We start from the raw sequence: 22,108 nt of genomic DNA, 5'->3' as shown, positions 1-22,108 counted from the left end.
CGGCACGGCCCGTTATCGATAGACCCCGCATCGCGACCGCGTCGGGGAACAGACGAGCTCGCGCGTAGCGATATCAGAGGCGTCGCTGCGCCCGGCGCGGATCGTCGACCTATACCTGAAAGCCCATTATCAGCTCCCGCATCGGGTCGGCCCGCGGGGACGGACGACAACAAATCCGTCAGGTCAGCAACCACTCCAACCTGCCAAAATCCGAAATCCCCATAGGTCACCGCTCGAGGCCCGCGGGTTCGGGCCTCCCAGACTTTCGTACGCCTGCCGGCGCCCGAAACTCTTCAGGTTAGCCGCCCGGCCGCTTTGGAGATGCTGAACGAGACTCCTGCCGTTGGTTCAGCTTGGCAACGCCATAGCCACATAGCCAGGCGTTGTCGCTCAACGTGTCGAGCCATTAATCCTTAGAAGGCTTTGGGCTCTCCGATGTCGCGTTGCTGCGTGTTCTGCGTCATGTGAACAACCCCTCCAGCGCCAGGGCTTCGGTGGCCAGACCGTCGGCCACCGCGTAGCGCAGCATCCGTTCGAGCGTCCCGCGATTGGCCTCCACGCCGTAGCGCCATACCGGGCCGGTCGCTCCGGCCGCATCGGCGGCGGCACGCTTGAGCCAAGGCATCGCCACCTTGGGAAAATCGCGTGCCGCCAAATCGTCGAGCGCGAATGCCAGCGCCTGCTCGAACGCCGCGACCAGAGCGTCGTACAGTGCCGGATTAGCCTCGACCAGGCGCCGCCGCACTACCACGAGGTGCATGATCGGAAAGATGCCGGTGCGCCCGAACCAGGCCATTTCGGTGGCGCGCGCATCGGGCCACAGCGGCGCGACGGGCGCGGAGGGATGCCGGACACAGCGCGGCGTGGTCGGACTGATCACCGCATCCAGCGTGCCGTCGGCCAGCATCGCATCAAGCGTCGCGGGCGATCGCGTGACACGGATTCCGGGTGGCATCGCGCCGGGTGCGCGGTCGGTCAGGACCGGGGCATGCAGGCCCGCCGTGATCCAGTCGATCGACGTGCGCGCGACGCCGTGATCGTCGGCGAGGATACCGCGCAACCACAAGGCCGCCGTCTGTTGATAATCAACCAGGCCAATCCGCTTGCCCGCCAGATCCTCGGGCCGATCGATGCCGCGATCGGTGCGGACATAGAGATTGCCGTGGCGAAAGCTGCGCGACAAGAATACCGGCAACGCGACATAATCGCGCCGTCCCGCTGCGACCGCGGCGATATGGCTGCCCATCGATAGTTCTGCGACGTCATAAGCCTGTTCGCGCAGCACCTGCCGGAACAGCGTCTGCGCCTCGACGCAGTGGATCGTCGTGGTCGCGTCCGAGATCTGGACCCGGCCATCGAGCAGCGCCTCGATCCGATCGGAAAACAGACAGCCGATGCTGAGCGGTATCATGCCCGATCCGTTGGTGCGACCCACGCGCCCGTGGCGATCACAGCGCGTTGCGCCGCGCGATCGCACCATAGATAAAGGCGCTTTGTTTTGGCGTGCGCGCGAAGGTTGTGCGATCGACCGCAACCAGCCCGAGCTGCTGCTTGTACCCCGAAATCCATTCGTAATTGTCGAGCAGCGACCAGTGGCAATAGCCGTGCACCGGGACGCCTTCGGCCATCACGCCCCGCAACGCCGCCAGCGCTGCAGGGATCAGCCGGGCGCGGATGCCGTCATCGGCCGTCGACACGCCGTGTTCGGTGACGATGATCGGCACCTTCGCCTCGGCATGGGCATAGCTCACCGCATTGGCGAGCGAGCGCGCATAGACCTCCCCGCCGCTCGTGTTCAGAATCGCGCCCTTCGGCGGCGGCAGTCGTCCGTCCGCGCCCCAGAGCACGCGCTCGTAATTCTGCACGCCCATGAAGTCGTCGTCGCGCGCGACCGCCAGCCAAGCGCTGTACAGTTCTTGCCGTGCGGCATCGCGCCGCGCCGCGCCGCCGACCGCCTCGTCGTCGAACATCGACAGCGTGAAGCCGACCGGCAGATCGGGCCGCACCGCCTTGATCGCCGCGCGCGCCGCCTTGTGCCCGGCGATCAGGTTGACCGTCATCGCATCGACATCCGATGCATCCACGGCATTGCCCGCGATGAACTTGCGCACGCCGAGCGACCTTGCCGCACTTTCCAACATGGCATGCTGGATCGCGAACACGGGCTCGGGCAGCACGAAGCGCAGGATGCGCATGATGTTGGGTTCGTTCAGCGTCATCGCGTGGCTGATACCCGCGCCCAGATGCCGCGTCGCATGGCCGCAGAAGCGTGCGAACAGCGCTGGCGCATCGGCGTGGAGCCAGCCGCCTTGCCTCGCGAACCAGATCGGCGTCGTGTAATGATTATAGGTCACCAACGGCGCGATGCCGCGGGCACGGCAGCCGTCTACGATCGCCTTGTAGTGATCGAGCATCGCGACCGAAAACTGACCCGGTTCCGGCTCGATCCGCGCCCATTCGAGCGAAAAGCGATAGGTGTTGAGCCCGAGCCGCTTCACCAGATCGAGGTCCTCGCGCCACAATTCGAAACTGTTGTCGGCGTCGCCCGACGGTTCGGCGAAGACCGTCGGCGTGACATGCTCGAGCACCCACACGTCGGTGTTTACGTTGTTGCCCTCTACCTGATGCCCGGCGGTGGCCGCCCCCCACAGGAAGCCCTTGGGAAAAGTGTCGCGCGCGCGCACCGCGGCGAAGGCGGGTGTCGCCAGCGCAGCGCCAGTTACGGCGGCAGTGGCGCTCGCCAGGAAATTGCGACGGTCGATCGTCATGCGCGGTCTCCGATGAAGGACAGTATCTCGTCTCCCAGCCGGGTGTCGGTGGTGCCGAGGTGATATGCGAGGCTGAAATGATTATGGCCCGACGCAATGTAGTTGCGGGGCAGCACGCCGTGCCTCGCCAGCCGGGCGACGAGCAGCTTGCCGAGTTCCGCCTGGAACCGCGGCGGATCATACTCCGCGCCCGCGATCAGCAGCGGCAGTTCGGTCGCCACGACCGCGTCCAGCGGCATCCGGGCCGGATAGAGATCTTGCGTGCCGTAATAGAGTTCGTCGCGGGGATCGAGCGGGGTGAAGCCGTACAGTCCGGACAGCAGCACCGCGCCAGCCAGTCCGCCACCTGACCCGTCGCCGCCGCGCAGCTTGAGGTGGGTCGCGACATGCACCGCGCCAGCCGAGGTGCCGACCGCGACGATCCGGTCGGGATCACCGCCATGCTCGGCGGCATGCGCGCGCAACCAGTCGATCGCCGCGCCGACATCCTCGCCCCCGGCTGGCCAGCGGTGTTCGGGCGCGAATCGGTAGTTCATCACCGCGCCAAGCATGCCGTGGCGCGCCGCCCAGCGCCCGGCATGGGCGTTGAACGGGTGCGACGGGCTGCGCTTCTCGCCGCGGACGAACCCACCGCCATGGACCCATAGCATCACTGGTACGGGCGCGTCCGCACTTCCCAGCGCATAGAGGTCGAGTGTCTGTCGCGGGTCGTCGCCATAGGCGGCATCCGCCAGCGTGACCGGCTGTGCCGTGGCCAGCCGATCCTGCTCGCCCCGGTAGAGCGCCTGGACCGCGGCCAAAACTTCCGGCGACAGCACATCGCCCATCGCGGCAAGTGCGCTGCGCTCGGATGCCGGTTGCATCGTCACGTCCTGTTCTCCCCCCGCCGGTTCAGAACTTGCCGTCAAGGCTCAGGCCGACCTGACGGAAGGATTGCGGGCCATAGATGGCCCCGATGTTCGCGGTGCCGTTATAGGGGAAGTCGCTCTGCATGAGCGAGGGTTCGTGGATGTTGAACAGGTTGCGCGCGAACACCGCGACCTGGAAACGGTCGTCCGGCGTACGCAAGCCGAGGCGCCCGCCGACGGTCCAGTGCGGGCGGAAGGTCGTCTCGGTGCGTGCATTCGCTTCGTAGCGGATGCGCGATTTCCACACCCCGTCGGCGGCGATGAAGCCCTTCAGCGTGTTGGTCACGTCATGCTCATATTCGCCCGAAAGCGTGAACTTGTATTTGGGCGCATAGGCGAGCTGCGTGCCGCCGATATTGTTACCGTCGGTGCCGCGGAAATTGTCCGGATAGGTCGCCTTGGCGTAGATGAACCCGGTGTTGAGCGACAGCCCGGTGAAGACCTTGCCGAAGAAGTTGATCTCGGCACCCCGCGTCTTCACCCCGTCGATGTTGGTCTGCACGCAACTGATGACCGCGTTTTGGTCCACCGTGCACTGCTGCGCCTGGAAATCGGTGATCTTCTGGTAGAACAGATTCACGTCGGCGACCCAACCGGCGAACAGCGTGGTCTTGAAGCCGGCCTCATAGGCGTGCGGGATTTCCGGCCGGACGACGAATGGCGAGCCGGGAAGGGGGGGCGTGGCGATCTGCCCGCCCTTGAAGCCGCGCGACACCGTGGCGTACAGCATGGTGGCGCGGGCCAGGTTATACTGTGCACCGAGCCGGTAAGAAAACACGCCGCTGCTCAGGCGCTGTGACTGGTTGGCCACCGCCGCCGGCAGATCGAGATTGACGCGGTCGAGCGACAGCTTCGCGCTGGTGTAGCGCCCGCCTGCGATCAGGCGCAGCGCATCGGTGACGTGGATCGTCGCCTGACCGAAGGCGGCCAGCGATTCGTCGATGATATGGTCGCGCGCGCCGATGGACCGAACGATCGGGATTGCGACGCCGGGTGCCGGCCTCAGCGTGACCGAGATCGATTCCGGTTCACGCGACTGGGTTTGGCGTGAATAAAACGCCCCGACCGTATAGTCGATGAGCTGGTTTGCCGGCGAGGACGCGCGGAATTCCTGCGTGAACAGGCTCAAGTTGCGGCGGGGGTCGCCGTTCAGGACTTGCAGTTCGAGCGGATCGGCGCGGAACACGTTGGCCGAGACGCCGGCACCACGGTCCTTGCTTTGGCGGTACGCGGTCACCGACGTCAGCGTGAACGGTCCGGCGTCATAATCGAGTTGGCCTGAGCCGCCATAATTGTAGCTGCGTCCGACGATCGACTGGTTGGTGCAATAGTCGCGATTGCCTTCGCGCGCGGTCACGCCGCAACTGGCAAGCCGCGCGTTGATGCCGACCGCATCATTCGGCGTTCTGGGATCGCGCGGATCGCCGAGGAACGAGCCTGGCCCGCCCGCCTTGACGAACGTCAGGAAGTCGCCGGCGCCGTTGAAGCTGCTCTCGGAATAATCGCCGATCAGGTTGAGCGTCAGCTGTTGGGTCGGCCGCCACAGGAAGCGCGCGCGGCCGCCATAGCGGTTCGAATCATTGTAATGCCCGGTCAGCGCATTGCGATCGACGCCCTGACGCAGGTTCGTGACGCCGGAGACGCGCAATGCGGCATCGCTGCCGAGCGGGATGTTGACGAGAGCCTGGATGACCTGGTTGCCGAACTGCGATCCAGCAATGCCCGCGCCCGACAGCTCGGTGCGGGCGCGCGCGCTGAACCCGGTCGGATCGGGGGCGTTGGTCGTGATGTTGATGACGCCCGCCGACGTCGTCAGCCCGAACAGCGTACCCTGCGGCCCCTTTAACACTTCGATACGGGCGACGTCGAACAGGTCGCTGATATTGGCGTTGCCCTGGCTGACCTGATCGACGACGATGCCGACCGACGCCACTGCGCCGGCCGAGAAGGTCTGCGTGCCGATGCCGCGGATCGAGCCACCGCCGCCGGTGTTCTGGCCCGGTGCCGTCTGGATTTCGAGCGACGGCGCGATCCGGTTGAGGTCGTTGACGGTGTTGACCTGCTGCCGCTCGAGCTGCGCCTGGCTGGCGACGGTGATCGAGATCGGCACCCTGGTGACGCTTTCTGACCGGCGCTGCGCGGTGACGATAATGTCGCTCTCGCCGGTCTGCTCGGCCGGCGCGGCCTGGTCGGTGGTGCCTTGCGGCGGTGTCGGCGCGGCCTGCTGCGCGGTCACGGGTGTCGCGAGCGTGATCATGCTCGTGGTCGTCAGCGCCAGTGCGATGAACCTCATCATACATCCTCTCCTTTGTTATCCGCGCCTTCGACGCGTGTTCTTATCGTTCTGGTTGCCGGCTTTACGCGCGGGTCATGGTTCGTCGGCGACCGGGTTGGTGAGCGTCCCGATCGGGCCGATCGTGACCTCCACTATGTCGCCCGCCTTCATCCACAGCGGCGGGGTGCGCTTGGCGCCGACACCGCCGGGCGTGCCGGTCGCGATGACGTCTCCCGGTGCGAGCGGCGTGAAGGCCGAGGTATAGGCGATGATCTTCGCCAGCGGAAAGATCATGTCGCTGATCGGCTGGTCCTGCACCACGTCGCCGTTCAGCATCGTCACGACATGGACGTCGGCGAGATCGCCGGCTTCGTCGGGCGTCACCAGTTGCGGGCCGAGCGCGCCGGTGCCGGGAAAATTCTTGCCGGGCGCGAATTGCGACGTGTGCCACTGCCAGTCGCGTACCGACGCGTCGTTGAAGCAGGCAAAGCCCGCGATGTGCGACAGCGCGTCGGCCTCCGCGATGGCGCGGCCGCCGGTGCCGATGACGATCGCCAGTTCACCCTCGAAATCGAGGTCGGTCGAAGCCTTGGGGCGGATGATCGGCTGGCCGTGCGCGATCAGCGTATCGGCGAAGCGCGTGAAGATCGACGGATGATCGACCTTCGCGCGACCGGTTTCCTGGCGGTGGCTCTCGTAATTGTGGCCGACGCACAGGATCTTGCCGGGATTGGGCAGCACCGGCAGCAGCGTCACCTTGGCCAGCGCGAGATGCGTGTCGGAGGTGAGCGTCGCCAGCGCGCCGGCGGTGATCGCCGCCTTGAGATCGACGGGTGCGCCGGGGGCCGCGCCTAGGTCCACGATCCAGTCGCCATCGAGCGTGCCGAAGCTGGTACTGCCGTCGGCGCGGCGGAAGCTTACGAATGCCATCGGGCGTCTCCATGGGTAGAACGACAGATCATGCGGCCATCTCCTGCGACACGCACAGGGCGGTTGTGAGAGCGCTGACGAGATCGGCGGGTTCGCCGGTGCCGAACACATAAAAATCGGGGCGCACCAGCACCGCCGCCGCGCCGCGCGCGTCGAGCCAGCGCAGCAGCGCGCCATCGTCGCCGATCGTGCCGGCATCCACGATCGTCACCGCGACGGGTATGCTTGCGACGGCGCGTTGCGCATCGACGAGCAGGCCGCCATCGCGCGTGACGAGCCGCCAGCCGTAACCGGTGGTATCGTCCAGCAACCGTTCGCCTTCGCCAAGGCGGGGCTGGATGAAGCGCTCGCCCGCAGCCGGCGTCCCCGTGGCGACGATGCCGGTGCGGATCGCGGGGATGAGATCGGCGGCGGTGCCGGTCGCGGCACCCCGGGCGCGTTCGCGAAAGGCGCGGTCACGCTCCCGAGCGCGTTCGGGGTCGAGTTCGCAAATATAGCGACCGGCCTCGACCGCCGCCGAGATGACCGCGCGGACATGCGGGTCGCGCTCGGGCTGGTAGCTGTCGAGCAACGCCTGCCCCGCCTCACCGCGGGCGACCGCGGCCAGCTTCCAGGCGAGGTTGGCGACGTCGCGCATGCCGTGGCACATGCCCTGGCCGAAGAAGGGCGGGGTCTGGTGCGCAGCGTCTCCCGCCAGGAACACCCGGCCGCTTTGCCATCGTTCGGCGACGAGACCGTGGAAGCGATAGGTGGTGGCGCGGACGATCCGGTGCGGCACACCGTCGAGATACGGCGCGAGCAGCGCGGCGACGCGGTCCGGCCGCATCATCTCGGCATCGTCCTCGCCCGGCAGCAGCATGAACTCCCACCGCCGCATCGTGCCGCGGCCCGGGACGATCGTCGCCGGGCGGACCGGATCGCACATCATCACCGACAGGCGTTGCAGGTCGATCTCGCCCGGCGTGCCCCACAGATCGGGGAAGCGCACCGGGCCGGTCACCTCGGCATCGACCACGAGCCAGGGCTCCTCGAAGTCGAGATCGTCGAGCGCGATGCCTAGGAGGCCGCGGACCGCACTGCGCGCGCCATCGCAGGCGATCACGTGGTTGGCCCGGACCTGCGACGTCCCGGCCTCCGAGTTGAGCATCAGCGTCACCCCGTCGGCATCCTGCGCCAGCGTCTCGAGCGCGACGCCGGTGCGGAGCTCGGCATTGGCGAAGCGCGCGATCCCTTCGCGCAGCAACGCCTCGAGCTCGGGTTGGAAGAAGAAATAGTCGTTGGCCCAGCCGAACGGTTTCGGCCGGCCCGCGGTGCCCATGTAGCGGATCACGCCCTGGTCGGCACCGATATGCAGATGTCCCTCGGTCTCGTTCATGCCGGCGCGGATCCGGTCGACCAGCCCGACCGACTGGAACAGCCGCATCATCTCATGGTCGAGATGCACCGCGCGGGGTAGCGGGTGTGGATGCGCCTCGCGGTCGATGACCAGCGTGGTCAGGCCGGCCGCCGCGACCAGGTTCGCCGCCAGCGCCCCCACCGGGCCGCACCCGACGATCACGACATCATAATCGGCCGCCGCGGTCACCGCGCGACACTTTCAGAACAAGACCCAGTCGAGCCGCACAGCATGATGGTTCAACCCCTCCGGCCGCGCTCCCGGCGGCTGGAATGATCTGGTCGCGATCGACACAATAAGTAAAATATTGGATTTTGAGATATGTATCGGTCATGCCTATGGATGACTTGCCTCGACCGCCGCGACGAACCGCCGGCCAAGATCCGACAAGGGCCGATCCGCCAGGATCCGGACGCCGACGCTGCGCACCACTTTGGCGTCGCTGATCGTGATCGCGCGCAGCACGCCGATCGAGAGTTCCGCCGCGACCACGCCGCTCGGCAGCATCGTCACGCGGTCGCTCTGCTGCACGATCGCCTTCGACGTCAGCAGCGAGTCGCAACGGATCACGTCGATCGGCACCGCCATCTCGGCGGCGAGGAACAACGCCTCGATCTGGCGATGAAACGCGCCGGCGGCCTGCGGCAGGACCCAGCCCCAGTCCCGTGTCTCGCGAAGCGAGATGCTCGCGCCGATATCCGCGTGCCTGCGCCCGACGATCAGCGCGAACGGATCGCGCGCGATGCTGCGCTCCTCGATGTCGGGCGGCGGAACCTCGATCGCGGTGGTCGCAACCGCGACCTCGATCTCGCCCTTGCGCAGCAATTCGGTCAGTTCGAAATCGGGACGTTCCAGGATATGCATCGACACCCTTTCATGGGGATCGAGTCGCGCCACCGCGTCGGGCACGAGACTGACGAGCGCACCCGGCGTGCCGCCGATCCGCAGCGGCCCCTGCACGCCGAGCCGGGTCAGCGCGACCTCCGCCTCGGCATCACGCAGTAAGGTCTCCATCGCCTCGGCCCGGCGCAGCAGCGCGGTGCCCGCCGCCGTCAGCGTGATGCCCAACCGGCCGCGCGCGAACAGGCTGGTGTCGAGGCGCTGCTCGAGTTGCGCGACCGCAACAGAGACCGATGGCTGCGAGATGTTTAGCCGACGCGCTGCGCCACTGATCGAGCGCTCCCGGCAAACGGCGAGATAGGTGCGAAGCAGGCGGGGGTCGATCATCCGATCAATAGATACAGATTATGCAACTCTAGCAATCGCGTATTGGACAGCTATGCCGCGATGGGTTCAAAGCTCGCTGGAGCCGTCGGTGAACGGCGCGAGAGGCGAAAGAGCGATCCATCCATGAAACGCTTTCCGATCGAGGGTATCCGCAGCGTCGATTTCGTCGTGCCCGATCTGGCGGCGGCGACCGATTTCTACACTACCATTTGGGGTCTGGAGATCGCCGGGTCGCGGGACGGGTCGGTCTGGCTGCGCGGCACCGGCAGCGACGCGCAGATCCTCGCGCTGCACGCCGGCGATGGCCCGGCGATCGGTTCGATGACCTTCCGTGCGGCTACCGACAGCGACCTCGCCGCGCTGGCCGACGCGCTCGTCGCGCAGGGTGGCATTTTGGTCGCCGCTCGCCACGATCTGGATGAACCGGGCGGCGGGCGCGCGGTCGCGGTGCGCGACGCACAAGGCCGCACGCTGCGCCTCGTGCAGGACGATATCCGCGTGGCGCCGCTGCCGCACGATCCCGACCGGCCGGAACGGCTCGCCCATATCAATATCAACAGCGACGATGTCGCGCGCGACATCCGGCTGTTCAGCGATGCGCTGGGCTTCACGCTCACCGACCGGTCGCAGATGATGGCGTTCGTGCGGACCAACGACGACCATCATTCGGTCGTCATCGCCGAGGCGCGGGTCAACACGCTCAATCATGTCGCGTTTCAATTGCCTGACTGGGAGAGCGTGATGCGCGCCTCGGGGCGGATGGTCGATCACGCCTTTCCGATCGGCTGGGGCCCGGGGCGGCACGGGCCGGGCAACAATGTGTTCGCCTATTTCGTCGATCCGTTTGGGTTCGTCATCGAATATACCGCCGACGTCCTGCAGGTCGATGACGGCTATCGCGCGGGCACCGCCGAGGATTGGGTGTGGCCCGCGGGGCGCACCGACCAATGGGGCATCGCGCCGCCGAAATCGCCGTCCTGCAAGGCGGCCCAGCTCGCCATCCCGTTCGCCTGACATAGCAAAGGCTTCGCCCATGACCGACTCCGAAACCCAGCCTTTCCGCCCGCTCACAGCCACTGCGCCCTATGTGTTGCGGGCCGGGGAGGGGCCGTGCCATCTGGTGGCCGGGCAGATGATCCGCACGCTCGCGGGCACCGCGCAGACCGCGGGCGGCTTCGGCGCGGTGGTGTGCGACGCCCCGCTTGATCGCGGGCCGATCCCGATGCACTGGCACGAGCGCGAGCACGACACCTGGTATGTCACGCGTGGCAAGCTGCAGGTCTGGTGTGGCGACCAGAGCCGCGTGCTGACGCCGGGCGATTTCGCCTATGTCGCGCCGGGCGATACCCATTCCTATCAGAGCGTTGCGCCGCGCACGCAGTTCTTCGGTATCGTCGCGCCCGGTGGGTGGGAGCAGTTCTTCGTCGATGCCGGTGAAGTGTGGGGCATGACCGGCCTGCCACCCGCCGACCACCCGTTCGATTTCTCGCGCATGGGGCCGGCGATGGGCAAGCACCGCATCATGCGCGTGGAGAATCCGATGTTCGCTGAAGCGACGCCCGTCGGCGCGGACGACCGGGCGCTGCCGGGCGACCACGCGTCCTATTTCCTCGATGCGGGGTACGGCACGCGTCGCGCGCTGTTCGGGCATCTGTCGACCGCGATGCTGACCGGGGCCGAGAGCACGGGACTGGTCGACATGCGCCTGATCGAGGGCGGGCGGGGTGCAGCGATGCCGGCGCTGCGCCACGCCGATACGCACATGTTGCTGTATGTGGTCGACGGCACCGTGACCGTGACGCTGGCGGGCGTGGCGCATATCGTATCGGGCGGCGATGCGGTGAACATCCCCGCCGGCACCGCATATGCGACGCAAATCGACAGCGGCGCGGCGCGCTGGGTGGCGTCGAGCGCGGGTGGCAACGGCGCGGCGCTGTGGGATGTGACGGGCAGCGAGACGCCGGCATTCAGCTATCCGCTGCACCACGATGCGGAGGATCGCGATCGGCTGCGCGCGGTCATCGGTATCGACGTCGCGCTGGCCGGGGATGATCGGGCGTGACGACGGCGTTTTTCGAACGGATGTCGCCGCTTGATGGCAGCGTCGCGTCGCGCGCGCCGGCGATGGATGTCGCCGGCGCGACGATCGTGGCCGATCACGCACAGGCCGCGTTTCCAGCCTGGGCTGCGCTTGGCCCAAGCGCGCGACGCGCGGTGCTGACGCGGGCGGCCGACGCACTCGAAGCGCGATGCGGCGCGTTCGTCGCCGCTATGGCGGCCGAGATCGGCGCCACGCCGGGCTGGGCCGGTTTCAACGTGGCGCTCGCGGCGGGCATCGTGCGCGAGGCTGCGGCGCTGACGACGCGGGTCGGCGGCGAGACGATCCCGTCGGAGAAACCCGGCTGCCTGGCGATGACCCTGCGCGAGCCGGTCGGCGTCGTGCTGGGTATCGCGCCGTGGAACGCGCCTGTCATTCTCGGCGTCCGCGCGATCGCGGTGCCGCTCGCGTGCGGCAACGCCGCCATCCTCAAGGCGTCCGAAACCTGTCCCGAGACGCACCGCCTGATCGTCGAGGCGTTCGACGCCGCCGGGCTGCCCGACGGCGTGCTCGGCCTCGTCACCCACGCGCCCGAGGCCGCCGGCGACGTAGTCGGCGCGCTGATCGATCATCCGGCGGTGCGGCGGATCAACTTCACCGGATCGAGCGCGGTCGGCCGCATCGTCGCGGCGCGCGCCGCGGTGCATCCCAAGCCATGCCTGCTCGAACTGGGCGGCAAGGCCCCGCTGATCGTGCTCGAGGATGCGGATCTGGACGAAGCGGTCGGGGCGGCGGCGTTCGGCGCGTTCATGAACCAGGGCCAGATCTGCATGTCGACCGAGAGGATCATCGTCATCGACAGCATCGCCGACGCCTTCGTCGCGCGTTTCCGCGACAAGGTCGCGACGCTCGTCGCCGGCGATCCCCGGGTCGGCACGACACCGCTCGGCGCGGTCGTCGATTGCCGGACGGTCGTGCATGTCCGGATGCTGGTCGACGACGCGGTCGCGGCCGGCGCCACGCTCGTCATCGGAGGCGCCGCCGACGGGGTCTTGATGCCGGCGCATGTCGTCGATCATGTCGTGCCCGCCATGCGGCTGTTCCGCGAAGAGAGTTTCGGCCCGGTGGTCGGGATCACCCGCGCGCGCGACGAGGAGCATGCGGTCGCGCTGGCTAACGACAGCGACTATGGCTTGTCGGCGGCGGTCTTTACCGGCGATGTGGCGCGCGGGATCCGCGTTGCCCGCCGGATACGCTCCGGGATCTGCCACATCAACGGGCCGACCGTCCACGACGAGGCGCAGATGCCGTTCGGCGGCGTCGGCGCCTCCGGATACGGCCGGTTCGGCGGGCAGGCCGGCATCGATGCCTTTACCGAGCTGCGCTGGATCACGATCGAAACCCAAGCAGGGCAGTATCCGATATGATCGTTTCGGGAGACATGACGTGACGCTGACCCTGGCCGAGGCGCAGGCGATGGCGGCGGCCGTGCAGGACGCGGCGACCACGCGTGCGCTGCAACCGCTGGCGATCGTCGTGCTGGATGCCGGCAGCCACGATCTCGTAGTGCTGCGGTCCGAGCGGGCCGGTTTCTACCGGGTCGAGATCGCGCGTGCCAAGGCGACGAGTTGCCTGGGCATGGGCCTGGACGGTGCCGAGCTGGCCGACCGCGCGAAGGCCGCGCCGGCCTTCTATGCCGCGCTGGCTGCGACGATGAGCGGCGGCATGCTGCCGATGCCTGGGGGTGTCCTGCTGCGCGACGCGACAGGCATGGTCGTCGGCGCGGTCGGCGTGAGCGGCGATACCGGCGCCAATGACGACCTGGCAATCCGCGACGGCCTGACCGCAGTTCGACAAACGTCTTGAGGAGCGACACCATGGCACTCGACTATCCCACCGCAGACGCCCTGACCGACACGGTCACGCCCCGCGACCCGTCGCACTGGCCCGACACACCGGTGTTCCGCGGCTATGCATCCCCCGTTCGCCTCGAGGGCGAGGTCCGTGATCTGGAGGTCGTCGGCACGATCCCGGCCGCGCTCGATGGCGCCTATATCCGCAACAGCGCCGACCATGCCCATCCGCCGATGTACGAGAATGATCTGTTCCTGAACGGCGACGGCATGCTGCACAAGGTTCGGATCAAGGACGGCAAGGCCGACCTGTCGACCCGCTATGTCCAGACTGAAAAGCTGAAGGTGGAACGTGCGGCGCGGCGTGCGCTGTTCGGCGCGTATCGCAATATGTTCACCGACGATCCGAGCGTCGCGGGCAAGGACCGCTCGACCGCCAACACCTCCGTCGTCTTCCACGGCGGCACGCTGCTCGCGCTGAAGGAAGCCGCCCGGCCGATGCGGATCGATCCCGATACGCTCGCCACGCTTGGCGGGTATGATTTCGACGGAAGGCTGAAATCCGAAACCTTCACCGCGCATCCCAAGATCGATCCGCGCACCGGCGAAATGGTCGCTTTCGGTTACTTCACGACGGGCACCGCGGATACCGCGGTCGAGCTCTATTATATCGATGCGAGCGGCGAGCTGACGCGGACGGAACGCTTCGACGCGCCTTATCCGTCGATGATCCACGATTGCCTGCTGTCCGAGAATTACGTCATCTTCACGATCTGCCCGATGGTGTGCGACTGGGAGCGGGTCAAGCGCGGCGAGGCGTTTTTCCACTGGGACGACCGCTTGCCGACGATGGTCGGGGTGGTGCCGCGTCGTCCCGGCGGGGCGCGGGACGTGCGGTGGTTCAAGGCGCCGAACCCGGTGATGGAGACGCACACGTTCAATGCGTGGGAGGAGGGCGATCGCCTCAACCTCGAACATTTCATCACCCAGACCGGCTGGCTGTCGCAATTCCCCGACATCAACAATCCGCAGGCACAGGAAAAGCCACCCTTCGCGCAGCGCTGGACGATCGATCTCGGCGCTGGCGCAGACGAGATATCGATCGCGCCGATGTGGGGCCATATCGGCGAGATGCCGATGATCGATCTGCGGTTCGCGACGCAGCGCACGCGGCATTTCTGGTTCGGCACCAACAATCCGGCGCTGGGGCCGATGTTGCCGCGCGGCGCCAAGGGACCGCCCTTCACGTGCCTTGGCCATTTCGACGCGGTGACCGAACAGCTCGATTTCTTTTATGCCGGGCCGCACTCCTCGCCCGAGGAGCCGATCTTCGTCCCCCGCACGCCCGACGCGGTGGAGGGCGACGGGTGGCTTATGACGATCGTCGGCCGTCGCGACGAGAACCGCACCGACCTGGTAATCCTGGACGCCCAAGCCCTGTCCGACGGCCCCGTCGCGATCATCAAATTCCCGTGTCGCGTTCATGAGGGATTTCACGGCATGTGGGTGCCCGGCTCTGCTTTGAAAGGCTGAGAGGATGGCAGGGAGCAGACCCAGCATGGAGGATTTGCAGCCGAACAGGAATGCGGTGGGCGCCGCGAACCTGGTGCCGCTGGCGCGATTTCTGGCGGGCGAGATCGCGGTCGGCACCGTCATCAACATCGCCTTCAATCTCTTTTTCGCGTGGCTCGTCTTTCATGGTCGCACGCCGGTGGGACGGGATGCCGTGTTGCTCGACATGATCCCCGCCGCGTTCATACCGGCGCTGCTGATGACCTTCCCGGTCACCGTTTTGATCCGCAAGCGGGTGAATCAGGGCCTGGCTGTCACTCCAATCGCAAGCCTGCCCTTCGTCCTGCCGCGCAGATTGCTGTGGCGCGCGGCTTCAATAGCGCTGCTCGCGCTGGCATTGGTTGCGCTCCCGGCCATCGTTCTGCTCTGGTCTTGCTGGGGTAGTGACTGGAGTTGGAAAGTTCTGGTCGTATTCAAGATTGCATTCAGCGCCTTTCATGCTGCGATGATTACCCCGATCGTCGTGCTCGCGGCGCTGCGGCTCGATGGGGCCTAAAAGCTCGATCTGAAGTGCGCGCCACAATAATGAACATGCCCAACTCCGGGGCGGCGTTATCTGCGTAAACTACCGTCTCCGAAAGCCAGCCATCTTAAGCCTTCCACCATGACCTGATCTGCCCCCCCCCCCCCGCTGAGTGGCCCAGAGTGTATGATAGTCTGGACCACGAAAGGGACCACAGATGCCATTCAAGAAACACAAGCCGGAAGAGATCATCGGTACGCTGCGTGAAGTGAGATCGTTCTGTCGTAGGGGGCATCGACTGCCGAAGCGTGCCGGCGGATCGCGGTCATCGAGCAACCCATTACCGCTGGCGCAAGGAATATGGCGGTCTGAAAACCGACCAGGCACGGCGCATGAAGGACTTGGAGAAGGAGAACTTGCGACTACGCCGGGCGATCTCGGACCTGACGTTGGATAAGCTGATCTTGCAGGAGGCGGCGCGGGGAAACTTCTGAGCCCCGCGCGGCGACGGCGCTGTATCGATCATGTGCGACGAGAGGCTTCCGGTATCCGAGCGACGGGTCTGCCGGGTGCTGGGGCAGCATCGATCGACGCAGCGCAAGGTGCCGCGCGGGCGGACGATGAGCAGGCGCTGAGCGAGGACATCATCGCACTGGCGAAGCAATATGGTCGCTACGGCTATTGCCGGGTGACGGCAATGCTGTGCCACGCCGGGTGGACCGTGAACCATAAACGGGTCGAGCGGATCTGGCGGCGTGAGGGGCTCAAGGTCCCGCAACGTCAGCCGAAACGTGGGCGGCTATGGCTCAACGATGGATCATGTATCCGTCTGCGCCCGAAATATCCGGGGCATGTGTGGGCGTACGACTTCGTCGAAGGCCGCACGCATGATGGTCGCAAGTTCCGCATCCTCACCATCATCGACGAGGCCAGCCGGGAATGTCTGGCGCTCATTGTGGCACGTCAGCTTCGGCATGAGGATGTGCTGGCAGCCTTAGCGGATCTGTACGTCACACGGGGGCCACCTACGCACATACGGTCAGATAATGGCGCCGAGTTTATCGCCAACGCGGTGCAGAAATGCTCGGCCAAGTCGGCGTGACGACGCTCTACATCGCACCGGGATCACCATGGGAGAATGACTATAATAAGAGCTTCAACGGTCGCTGCGCGACGAACTGCTCAACGGCGAGATCTTCTCCAGCCTTGCTGAGGCAAAGGTGCTGATCGAAGCCTGGCGGCGGCATTACAACACAGTCCGTCCGCACAGCAGCCTGGGCTACCGAGCACCGGCCCCGGAAACGGCTTCACCGCCATATCCGGCCTCCGGTTCCGCTTCGCTCCACCTCCGCCCGGATATGGCGCCGGCGAGCATAATCCACTAACAATAAACCCGGTCCACTCGACGGGGGCAGCTCATGCCCACATCTCGCCGTTCCGCGTGAAAAATTTGGTCGCTGTGAGCGCCGACCGGACCACATTAACAAATGTCCGCTTCCGGGGAGCCAGGCTGGCGGTCTGAATGTCGCGTTCTGGGTCGTGCCTGTCGTAAGCGGAGCAGGCACCCGATGAGTAAGTGGGAGTCCGCTTTACTTTTGAAAGAACGCCACGTCGGAGAGTCACGCTATTGAAGACATGCTCACGGCTGAGAAAAGCTTTAATGGCCCGAATATCAGTATCCGTATGTGGTACCCCCGACAGAAATCTGTTCGTCCGTCGACGCGGTATAGCCCCCCGCGTCCGATCCCTTCGATCACGTAGCGGACATCATTCCGCATCACGAAATGGTTCGCAACCTATCTCGGCCGTGGCTGAATCGAGATCGTGACCGTTTTTCCTTCGGAATCGACCTGTTGCCATGTCTGGCCGAGCTTCTTGCCCGCGGTCATGTTGCGTTCGCATCGATAGTCCATCTTGCCGTCGGCGCCCGGCTTCACGATCATGCAAAAGTAATTCGCGTCCGCGACCCAGGCCTGACGCCGTTTGGTGCCGTCGGGAAACGTCATGCCAACGGTCCCATCGGCATCGAACGCAGCCGTGACCTTGCCTTCGCTGCCGTAGTCGCCGACCAGCACATTGCCGAGCGCAAGGCCAAGTGGGCCTGACTTCGTCACCGCGAGCGATGGTGCGGTGATCATCAGCGAAGCCAGAGCTCCGAATATGAGTGTCTTGGCAGTCATGACGTCGAACCCCTCGTGATCGTTTGATGGAGTGGACCGACCAGAAATCCCCTGCTCGATCGATCCGACGTGACGATAGAACGCAGCTTCAGTGCCGCGACACTCCCATTTGGGAGTGGCGATGCAGAATTTTTGACAATTCGGGCAGTTGCAGCCAACTTTCTCCCGACCGAGGTGCTTCGGGGGCATAGATGGCGGGATCGATCGTCCAAGTCGTTGGCGACCTATATGGATGCCTGTTGAGCGATGCTCCCAGTTCGGCGGCACTGGATGTGCTGTGTTCGGCTATGGGGGCGGCACACGCAATCGTGATGCGCAGCGGTCCAAACTGCGGCGACCTGTTCGCCACCTCGCATCATCTGGCCGACGTCGCGTCCTCAGAGCTCGGCAATCTCGATCAGTCCGACGAATATCGGCAGCTGGTCTCCCATTGTTCGACCGGCTCGGCGGTGCGGATGACGGACATGATGCCGCGCGACGTGATCCTGGGCACCGAGATGTACCAGTCGACGCTGCGGCCGCTGGACGGCGGCCTTGCGGTCTACGGCCTGCAACGCGACGGAGCGGACATGGTCGTCACGGCGATCTGCCGGTCGGCGGCGTGCGACCCCGATTTCGACGACGAGAACGTCGCACTCCTGCGCGTGGCCCTGCCGCACCTCGTCGCGGTGACGGCGATCGCCGGCAATCTGGAACGAGAGCGGCGTGACGGTCAGCGCATCCGCGACGCGCTCGATATCACCCAGGACGGCGTGATCGTGCTGAACCCCGCAGGCCAATTGGTCCACGCCAATGCGGCGGCGGACGCGATGCTCGTCTGCGGTGATCGGATCCGTCGTGCTCGAACCGGGATCGCGGCGTCCGAACACGCCGACGACCTTAGGCTGCAGCATGCGATCGCTGCTGTGCGGACGTTCGATCGCGGCTTCGACGCGCACGACAAGGCGGTAGCGGCGGAACGACCGTTCCAGATCGTGATCGGGCGGCGCACACCGGGCTGGCCACTGGTCGCGACGATCATGCCCGCGGACCGGACGTCGGGCCGACTGCGGGACGGAGCAGTCGTTGTGCATCTCCGCGATCCGGGCGCGCCCTCGTGCCTGTCGATGACCACGCTGCGCAGCGAAATCGGCTTAACCCCGCGCGAGGCGATGCTGGTTTGTGAATTGGCGGAGGGAGTGACCCTGGCCGAAGCGGCAAGCCGCATGGAGATATCGCAGGGTACGGCTCGGCAGTACCTCAAGACGATCTTCCTGAAGACGGGGGTCGGGGGGCAGTCGGATCTTCTCAGGTTGGTGTCGCGATAGCCCCAACTCCGTGTTCCGTCACCCCTCCCATCTGGGAGTAGCGCTCGCCGCCTCGATGTCGAACGATGTGAGGAAATCACACACCCCCATCTCGACGAGGACATGCCATGCGCCCATCGATCGCCGTTGCCACGTTGCTCACCGCCGCCCTGATCGCCATCCCCACGGCAGCGTCAGCCAAGGGGGCGATGGCAGCGTCGGTCGGCAACACCCTGATCGTCGATTACGGCGAGGAAGGGAAACTGACGTTCAAGCTGAAGGCGGACGGGAGTTTCACGATGATGCCCCCGACGGGTGCTCCGATCTCGGGACATTGGCTGGCAGATGACAACTACATGTGCACGATCACGACCAAGCCGGTGCCCAAGCCCGGCAATGCCGATCGTTGCGAGCGCATCCTCTATCCGAACAAGAAGGTCGGGGAGACGTGGAAGCAGGTGGACTCCTACGGTGACCCCGTCACGATCACCATTCAGCGCGGTCAGTAGCCGACTGCGGCATGTACGATATTCGGTTTTACATGCTGATAACGGTCGTCGCGTCACCAGCGGTAGCACTGCTGCGCGATCTCCCCGTTCAGTCATCTCGGCGAAAACATAAAGCTGAGTGGACGGCGGAAGTTGGGATGCTGTGAGGACTATGCGAATGACCAAAAATGGGGTGCGCCGTGCAAAGGCGGCGCTTTCTAGTGGGTGCAAATCCCACCCGGCGAACTGCTCCAGCCGGAAGCAACCGGGGCAGGCATGGAGGTAACGAAATGTCTGAAGCCCCCGGATGACGGTCACGTAGGTGACCGTGCGAGTGTGCAGGCCGCAACATGAGTGAACGCTGAGCAATCCTCGAAAAGGACGATGTGCAGGCCGACCCGACACCCATTTCGGGGAAGGCTGATACAGACGGGCGAGTTTGAGCGACGTTTGGAGCTCGTCTGCTGCACCGGGGTAATGGCGGCAGCATGTACACAAGGAAAGCGCACGCAACACGGGAAGCCCGATCACGTGCTCAGGGATGAGCAACCGGACGCCCGCGAGGGATGGGACGGGCGCGGTGGGGTGGCGGAGAGGCCCGTAGTACCGGGGAAGCCGGGTAATGCCGGTGGAGGGAAGGGGCCTCAGTTCAAGGCGAACGCAATACGTGGTGAGGGACAGGGGATTGGGAAACCTATCAACTCCGAAAAGCGTCCAGAAACTGCAGATGGCGTTGCACGCGAAAGCGAAGGCGGAAGCCGGCTATCGCTTCTACGCGCTGTACGACAAGATCAGCCGCGACGACATTCTGGCCCATGCCTACGCCAAGTGCCGCTCCAACAAGGGCGCACCCGGCGTGGATGGTCAGGACTTCGCGGATATCGAGGCGTACGGCGTCGAGCGGTGGCTGGCCGAACTGGCGCTTGCGCTCAGAGAGAAGACGTACCGACCGGAGCCGATCAGACGGGTCCATATATCGAAAAGCCAACGGCAAACTCAGGCCGCTGGGCATTTCCACCGTGCGGGATCGGGTCTGCATGACAGCAGCAATGCCGGTGCTGGAACCGATCTTCGAAGCCGATCTTCCACCAGAAATCTACGCCTATCGCGCCGGGCGCAATGCCCAGCAGGCGGTGATCGAGGTGGAGGACCAGCTGTATCACGGCCGTCCCGATGTCGTGGACGCCGACCTTGCCGATTACTTCGGCAGTATCCCCCACCTCGAGCTGATGAAGTCCGTGGCGCGCCGGATCGTCGATCCAAGCGTGCTGCACCTGATCAGGTCGTGGCTGGACTGCGCTGTCGAGGAAACGGGCGAACGAGGGCGGAAGACACGAACGACGGTGGCCCGGGATCAGCGATGCGGCATCCCGCAAGGCTCACCCATCTCACCGCTGCTGGCGAACTTATACATGCGCCGGTTCGTGTTGGGGTGGCGGAAGCTCGGCCTTGGGCAACGCCTCGGCGCTCGGCTCATCACCTACGCCGACGACCTCGTCATCCTGTGCCAGAAGGGCAACGCGGAAGCGGCGCTCGACGAAATGCGCAGGCTGATGGGCAAGCTGAAGCTGACGGTGAACGAGGAAAAGACCCGGACCTGCAAGGTGCCGGACGAGACGTTCGACTTCCTGGGCTATACCTTCGGGCGGATGTACTCTGCGAAAACGGGGCGAGCCTACATGGGCTATCGACCGACGAAGAAGAGCATCAAACGGGCGGTGGACACCATCCACGCGCTCACCGAACGGAGGTCTACGGCAGGATGTCACAGTGCTGGTGGCCAGGATCAACCGGGCGCTGCGCGGATGGGCCAACTACTTCTCGGTTGGGACCACGAGCAAGGCGTACCGCGCGATCGACAGCTACACAGTGGTGGACGATGGAGGTTCGCTACGTCGAAGAGCCGGACTAGGTTCGGCAGGCACTTTTGGAAATGTACGCTGCGGTCGCGCTAGCAATGCATTCGCACCGAACTGCATCTTTTGAGCGTCGTTAACGAAATCTGAAATAGATTGGCATTATTATCCGCGTAGGGAGGCCTCACAGTGAAGGTATTGCGGAACAAGATCCGGGCACGAAGCCCGCTTCCGCGCCTTCTTTGCAATCTTGGTAAAAACCGTGATGGAGCAGCCGCGCTCGAGTTCGCCATCGTCGGACCGGCCCTGATCGGCCTCATCCTCGCGATCCTCTATACGGCGCTCATCTTTCTGGCGCAGCAGATGCTGGAAACCGCGGCCCTGGCCTCGGCTCGCTTGTTCCTGACGGGATCCGCGCAGACGATAAAGATGGCCAACGGCCAGCTCGGAATGTCCGCGAACGACCTCAAGAATGCGATCTGCAACGGGACCACCGGCACGGATTCCAGCGGCCATGCCATCACGATTGCGCCCCTGTTGCCGCCGATGCTCTCCTGCAGCCGGCTCACCGTCAACGTCAGCACCGCGAGCAGTTACAATGTGACGAGCACCGCGGCGCCAACCTTCACCTATAACAGCGCAGGCGTCATAACTTCGACCAACACCGGCTATAACACCCAGTCGGGCGGCGACGGCCAGAGCCAGATCCTCGTCCTGCAGCTCATCTACCTGTGGCCGACGGGAACAGGACCGTTGGGGCTGAACCTTACCAACCAGCCCAATGGCAACCGCATGCTGGTCGCGACGTCGGTCTCAACGACCGAGGCCTATTCGTGCAACTCGGGGCAGACCTCATGCTGAGCCGCCT

Annotated in this window: 21 protein-coding genes and 2 pseudogenes; 14 read left to right on the top strand and 9 right to left on the bottom strand. The window is 65.4% G+C overall.

Features of this window, described 5'->3' with window-relative positions:
- Nucleotides 1-460 precede the first annotated feature (460 nt).
- The 7 genes from EAH76_RS23725 to EAH76_RS23695 form a co-directional block, all read right to left on the bottom strand.
- Nucleotides 461-1,411, bottom strand: coding sequence for an ABC transporter substrate-binding protein (locus EAH76_RS23725; RefSeq protein ID WP_161989146.1), 951 nt, complete (start codon nt 1,409-1,411; stop codon nt 461-463).
- 37 nt (nt 1,412-1,448) lie between these two features.
- Nucleotides 1,449-2,768, bottom strand: coding sequence for a family 1 glycosylhydrolase (locus EAH76_RS23720; protein ID WP_140852730.1), 1,320 nt, complete (start codon nt 2,766-2,768; stop codon nt 1,449-1,451).
- Nucleotides 2,765-3,631, bottom strand: a complete 867-nt coding sequence (locus tag EAH76_RS23715) for an alpha/beta hydrolase (protein WP_140852734.1) — start codon at nt 3,629-3,631, stop codon at nt 2,765-2,767. Before EAH76_RS23715 ends, EAH76_RS23720 begins: the two co-directional genes overlap by 4 nt.
- Before the next feature lie 28 nt (nt 3,632-3,659).
- Nucleotides 3,660-5,972 carry a TonB-dependent receptor gene (locus EAH76_RS23710; protein WP_241659868.1) on the bottom strand — a complete coding sequence of 771 codons (2,313 nt, stop codon included), beginning with the start codon at nt 5,970-5,972 and terminating at the stop codon, nt 3,660-3,662.
- Nucleotides 5,973-6,044: 72 nt separating this feature from the next.
- Nucleotides 6,045-6,881 carry a fumarylacetoacetate hydrolase family protein gene (locus EAH76_RS23705; protein WP_140852729.1) on the bottom strand — a complete coding sequence of 279 codons (837 nt, stop codon included), beginning with the start codon at nt 6,879-6,881 and terminating at the stop codon, nt 6,045-6,047.
- 28 nt (nt 6,882-6,909) lie between these two features.
- A complete protein-coding gene (locus EAH76_RS23700; protein ID WP_140852728.1) occupies nt 6,910-8,466 on the bottom strand; it encodes a bifunctional 3-(3-hydroxy-phenyl)propionate/3-hydroxycinnamic acid hydroxylase in 1,557 nt (518 codons plus the stop codon).
- 147 nt (nt 8,467-8,613) lie between these two features.
- The gene (locus EAH76_RS23695) at nt 8,614-9,504 is read right to left on the bottom strand and encodes a LysR family transcriptional regulator (RefSeq protein ID WP_140852727.1); all 891 of its coding nucleotides are present in this window, start codon (nt 9,502-9,504) and stop codon (nt 8,614-8,616) included.
- A 123-nt stretch (nt 9,505-9,627) separates the two neighbouring features.
- Here EAH76_RS23695 and EAH76_RS23690 point away from each other — a divergent pair, with 123 nt between their 5' ends.
- The 9 genes and pseudogenes from EAH76_RS23690 to EAH76_RS24950 all read left to right on the top strand — a co-directional run bounded on the left by EAH76_RS23690 (nt 9,628) and on the right by EAH76_RS24950 (nt 16,815).
- The gene (locus EAH76_RS23690) at nt 9,628-10,518 is read left to right on the top strand and encodes a VOC family protein (RefSeq protein WP_140852726.1); all 891 of its coding nucleotides are present in this window, start codon (nt 9,628-9,630) and stop codon (nt 10,516-10,518) included.
- Nucleotides 10,519-10,537: 19 nt separating this feature from the next.
- Complete coding sequence (locus tag EAH76_RS23685; protein WP_140852725.1) at nt 10,538-11,566, top strand: cupin domain-containing protein; 1,029 nt, start codon at nt 10,538-10,540, stop codon at nt 11,564-11,566.
- Nucleotides 11,567-11,586: 20 nt separating this feature from the next.
- Nucleotides 11,587-12,969, top strand: coding sequence for an aldehyde dehydrogenase (locus EAH76_RS23680; protein WP_140852732.1), 1,383 nt, complete (start codon nt 11,587-11,589; stop codon nt 12,967-12,969).
- A 19-nt stretch (nt 12,970-12,988) separates the two neighbouring features.
- Nucleotides 12,989-13,408 carry a GlcG/HbpS family heme-binding protein gene (locus EAH76_RS23675; protein WP_161989145.1) on the top strand — a complete coding sequence of 140 codons (420 nt, stop codon included), beginning with the start codon at nt 12,989-12,991 and terminating at the stop codon, nt 13,406-13,408.
- An 11-nt stretch (nt 13,409-13,419) separates the two neighbouring features.
- A complete protein-coding gene (locus EAH76_RS23670; protein WP_140852723.1) occupies nt 13,420-14,928 on the top strand; it encodes a carotenoid oxygenase family protein in 1,509 nt (502 codons plus the stop codon).
- Between the two features lie 25 nt (nt 14,929-14,953).
- Entirely contained in the window at nt 14,954-15,463 is a 510-nt protein-coding gene (locus tag EAH76_RS23665; protein WP_140852722.1) for a hypothetical protein, read from the top strand.
- Nucleotides 15,464-15,738: 275 nt separating this feature from the next.
- Nucleotides 15,739-15,924 (top strand): transposase, encoded by a 186-nt coding sequence (locus EAH76_RS24960; protein WP_431358020.1) that lies wholly within the window; start codon nt 15,739-15,741, stop codon nt 15,922-15,924.
- A 32-nt stretch (nt 15,925-15,956) separates the two neighbouring features.
- Nucleotides 15,957-16,532 carry a DDE-type integrase/transposase/recombinase gene (locus EAH76_RS24955; protein WP_431358019.1) on the top strand — a complete coding sequence of 192 codons (576 nt, stop codon included), beginning with the start codon at nt 15,957-15,959 and terminating at the stop codon, nt 16,530-16,532.
- Nucleotides 16,511-16,815 (top strand): annotated as a pseudogene (locus tag EAH76_RS24950) (integrase core domain-containing protein). The gene EAH76_RS24955 and the pseudogene EAH76_RS24950 overlap by 22 nt, the downstream one beginning before the upstream one ends.
- 411 nt (nt 16,816-17,226) lie before the next feature.
- Here the strand turns inward: EAH76_RS24950 and EAH76_RS23655 are convergent.
- Nucleotides 17,227-17,610: a hypothetical protein gene (locus EAH76_RS23655; RefSeq protein ID WP_140852721.1), complete on the bottom strand. Its 384-nt coding sequence runs from the start codon at nt 17,608-17,610 to the stop codon at nt 17,227-17,229.
- Between the two features lie 239 nt (nt 17,611-17,849).
- On the opposite strand from EAH76_RS23655, the gene EAH76_RS23650 reads away from it, so the two are divergent.
- Entirely contained in the window at nt 17,850-18,917 is a 1,068-nt protein-coding gene (locus EAH76_RS23650; protein ID WP_140852720.1) for a hypothetical protein, read from the top strand.
- Nucleotides 18,918-19,024: 107 nt separating this feature from the next.
- Nucleotides 19,025-19,405: a hypothetical protein gene (locus tag EAH76_RS23645; RefSeq protein ID WP_140852719.1), complete on the top strand. Its 381-nt coding sequence runs from the start codon at nt 19,025-19,027 to the stop codon at nt 19,403-19,405.
- 676 nt (nt 19,406-20,081) lie between these two features.
- Here EAH76_RS23645 and EAH76_RS24365 read toward each other — a convergent pair.
- Complete coding sequence (locus EAH76_RS24365; RefSeq protein WP_206667930.1) at nt 20,082-20,423, bottom strand: hypothetical protein; 342 nt, start codon at nt 20,421-20,423, stop codon at nt 20,082-20,084.
- On the opposite strand from EAH76_RS24365, the pseudogene EAH76_RS24945 reads away from it, so the two are divergent.
- The 3 genes and pseudogenes from EAH76_RS24945 to EAH76_RS23635 all read left to right on the top strand — a co-directional run.
- Nucleotides 20,422-20,967: pseudogene (locus EAH76_RS24945) on the top strand (reverse transcriptase domain-containing protein); the annotation flags it as partial. The gene EAH76_RS24365 and the pseudogene EAH76_RS24945 overlap by 2 nt on opposite strands.
- Before the next feature lie 187 nt (nt 20,968-21,154).
- The gene (locus tag EAH76_RS24940; protein ID WP_431358018.1) at nt 21,155-21,370 is read left to right on the top strand and encodes a group II intron maturase-specific domain-containing protein; all 216 of its coding nucleotides are present in this window, start codon (nt 21,155-21,157) and stop codon (nt 21,368-21,370) included.
- A gap of 59 nt (nt 21,371-21,429) precedes the next feature.
- Entirely contained in the window at nt 21,430-22,101 is a 672-nt protein-coding gene (locus tag EAH76_RS23635) for a TadE/TadG family type IV pilus assembly protein (RefSeq protein WP_140852718.1), read from the top strand.
- Nucleotides 22,102-22,108: the final 7 nt, after the last annotated feature.

It is taken from the genome of Sphingomonas glacialis (genome assembly GCF_006439055.1).
GTDB lineage: Bacteria > Pseudomonadota > Alphaproteobacteria > Sphingomonadales > Sphingomonadaceae > Sphingomonas > Sphingomonas glacialis_A.
Note: the sequence above shows the minus strand (reverse complement) of the source record. Positions and strands in the feature narration are given on the sequence as shown.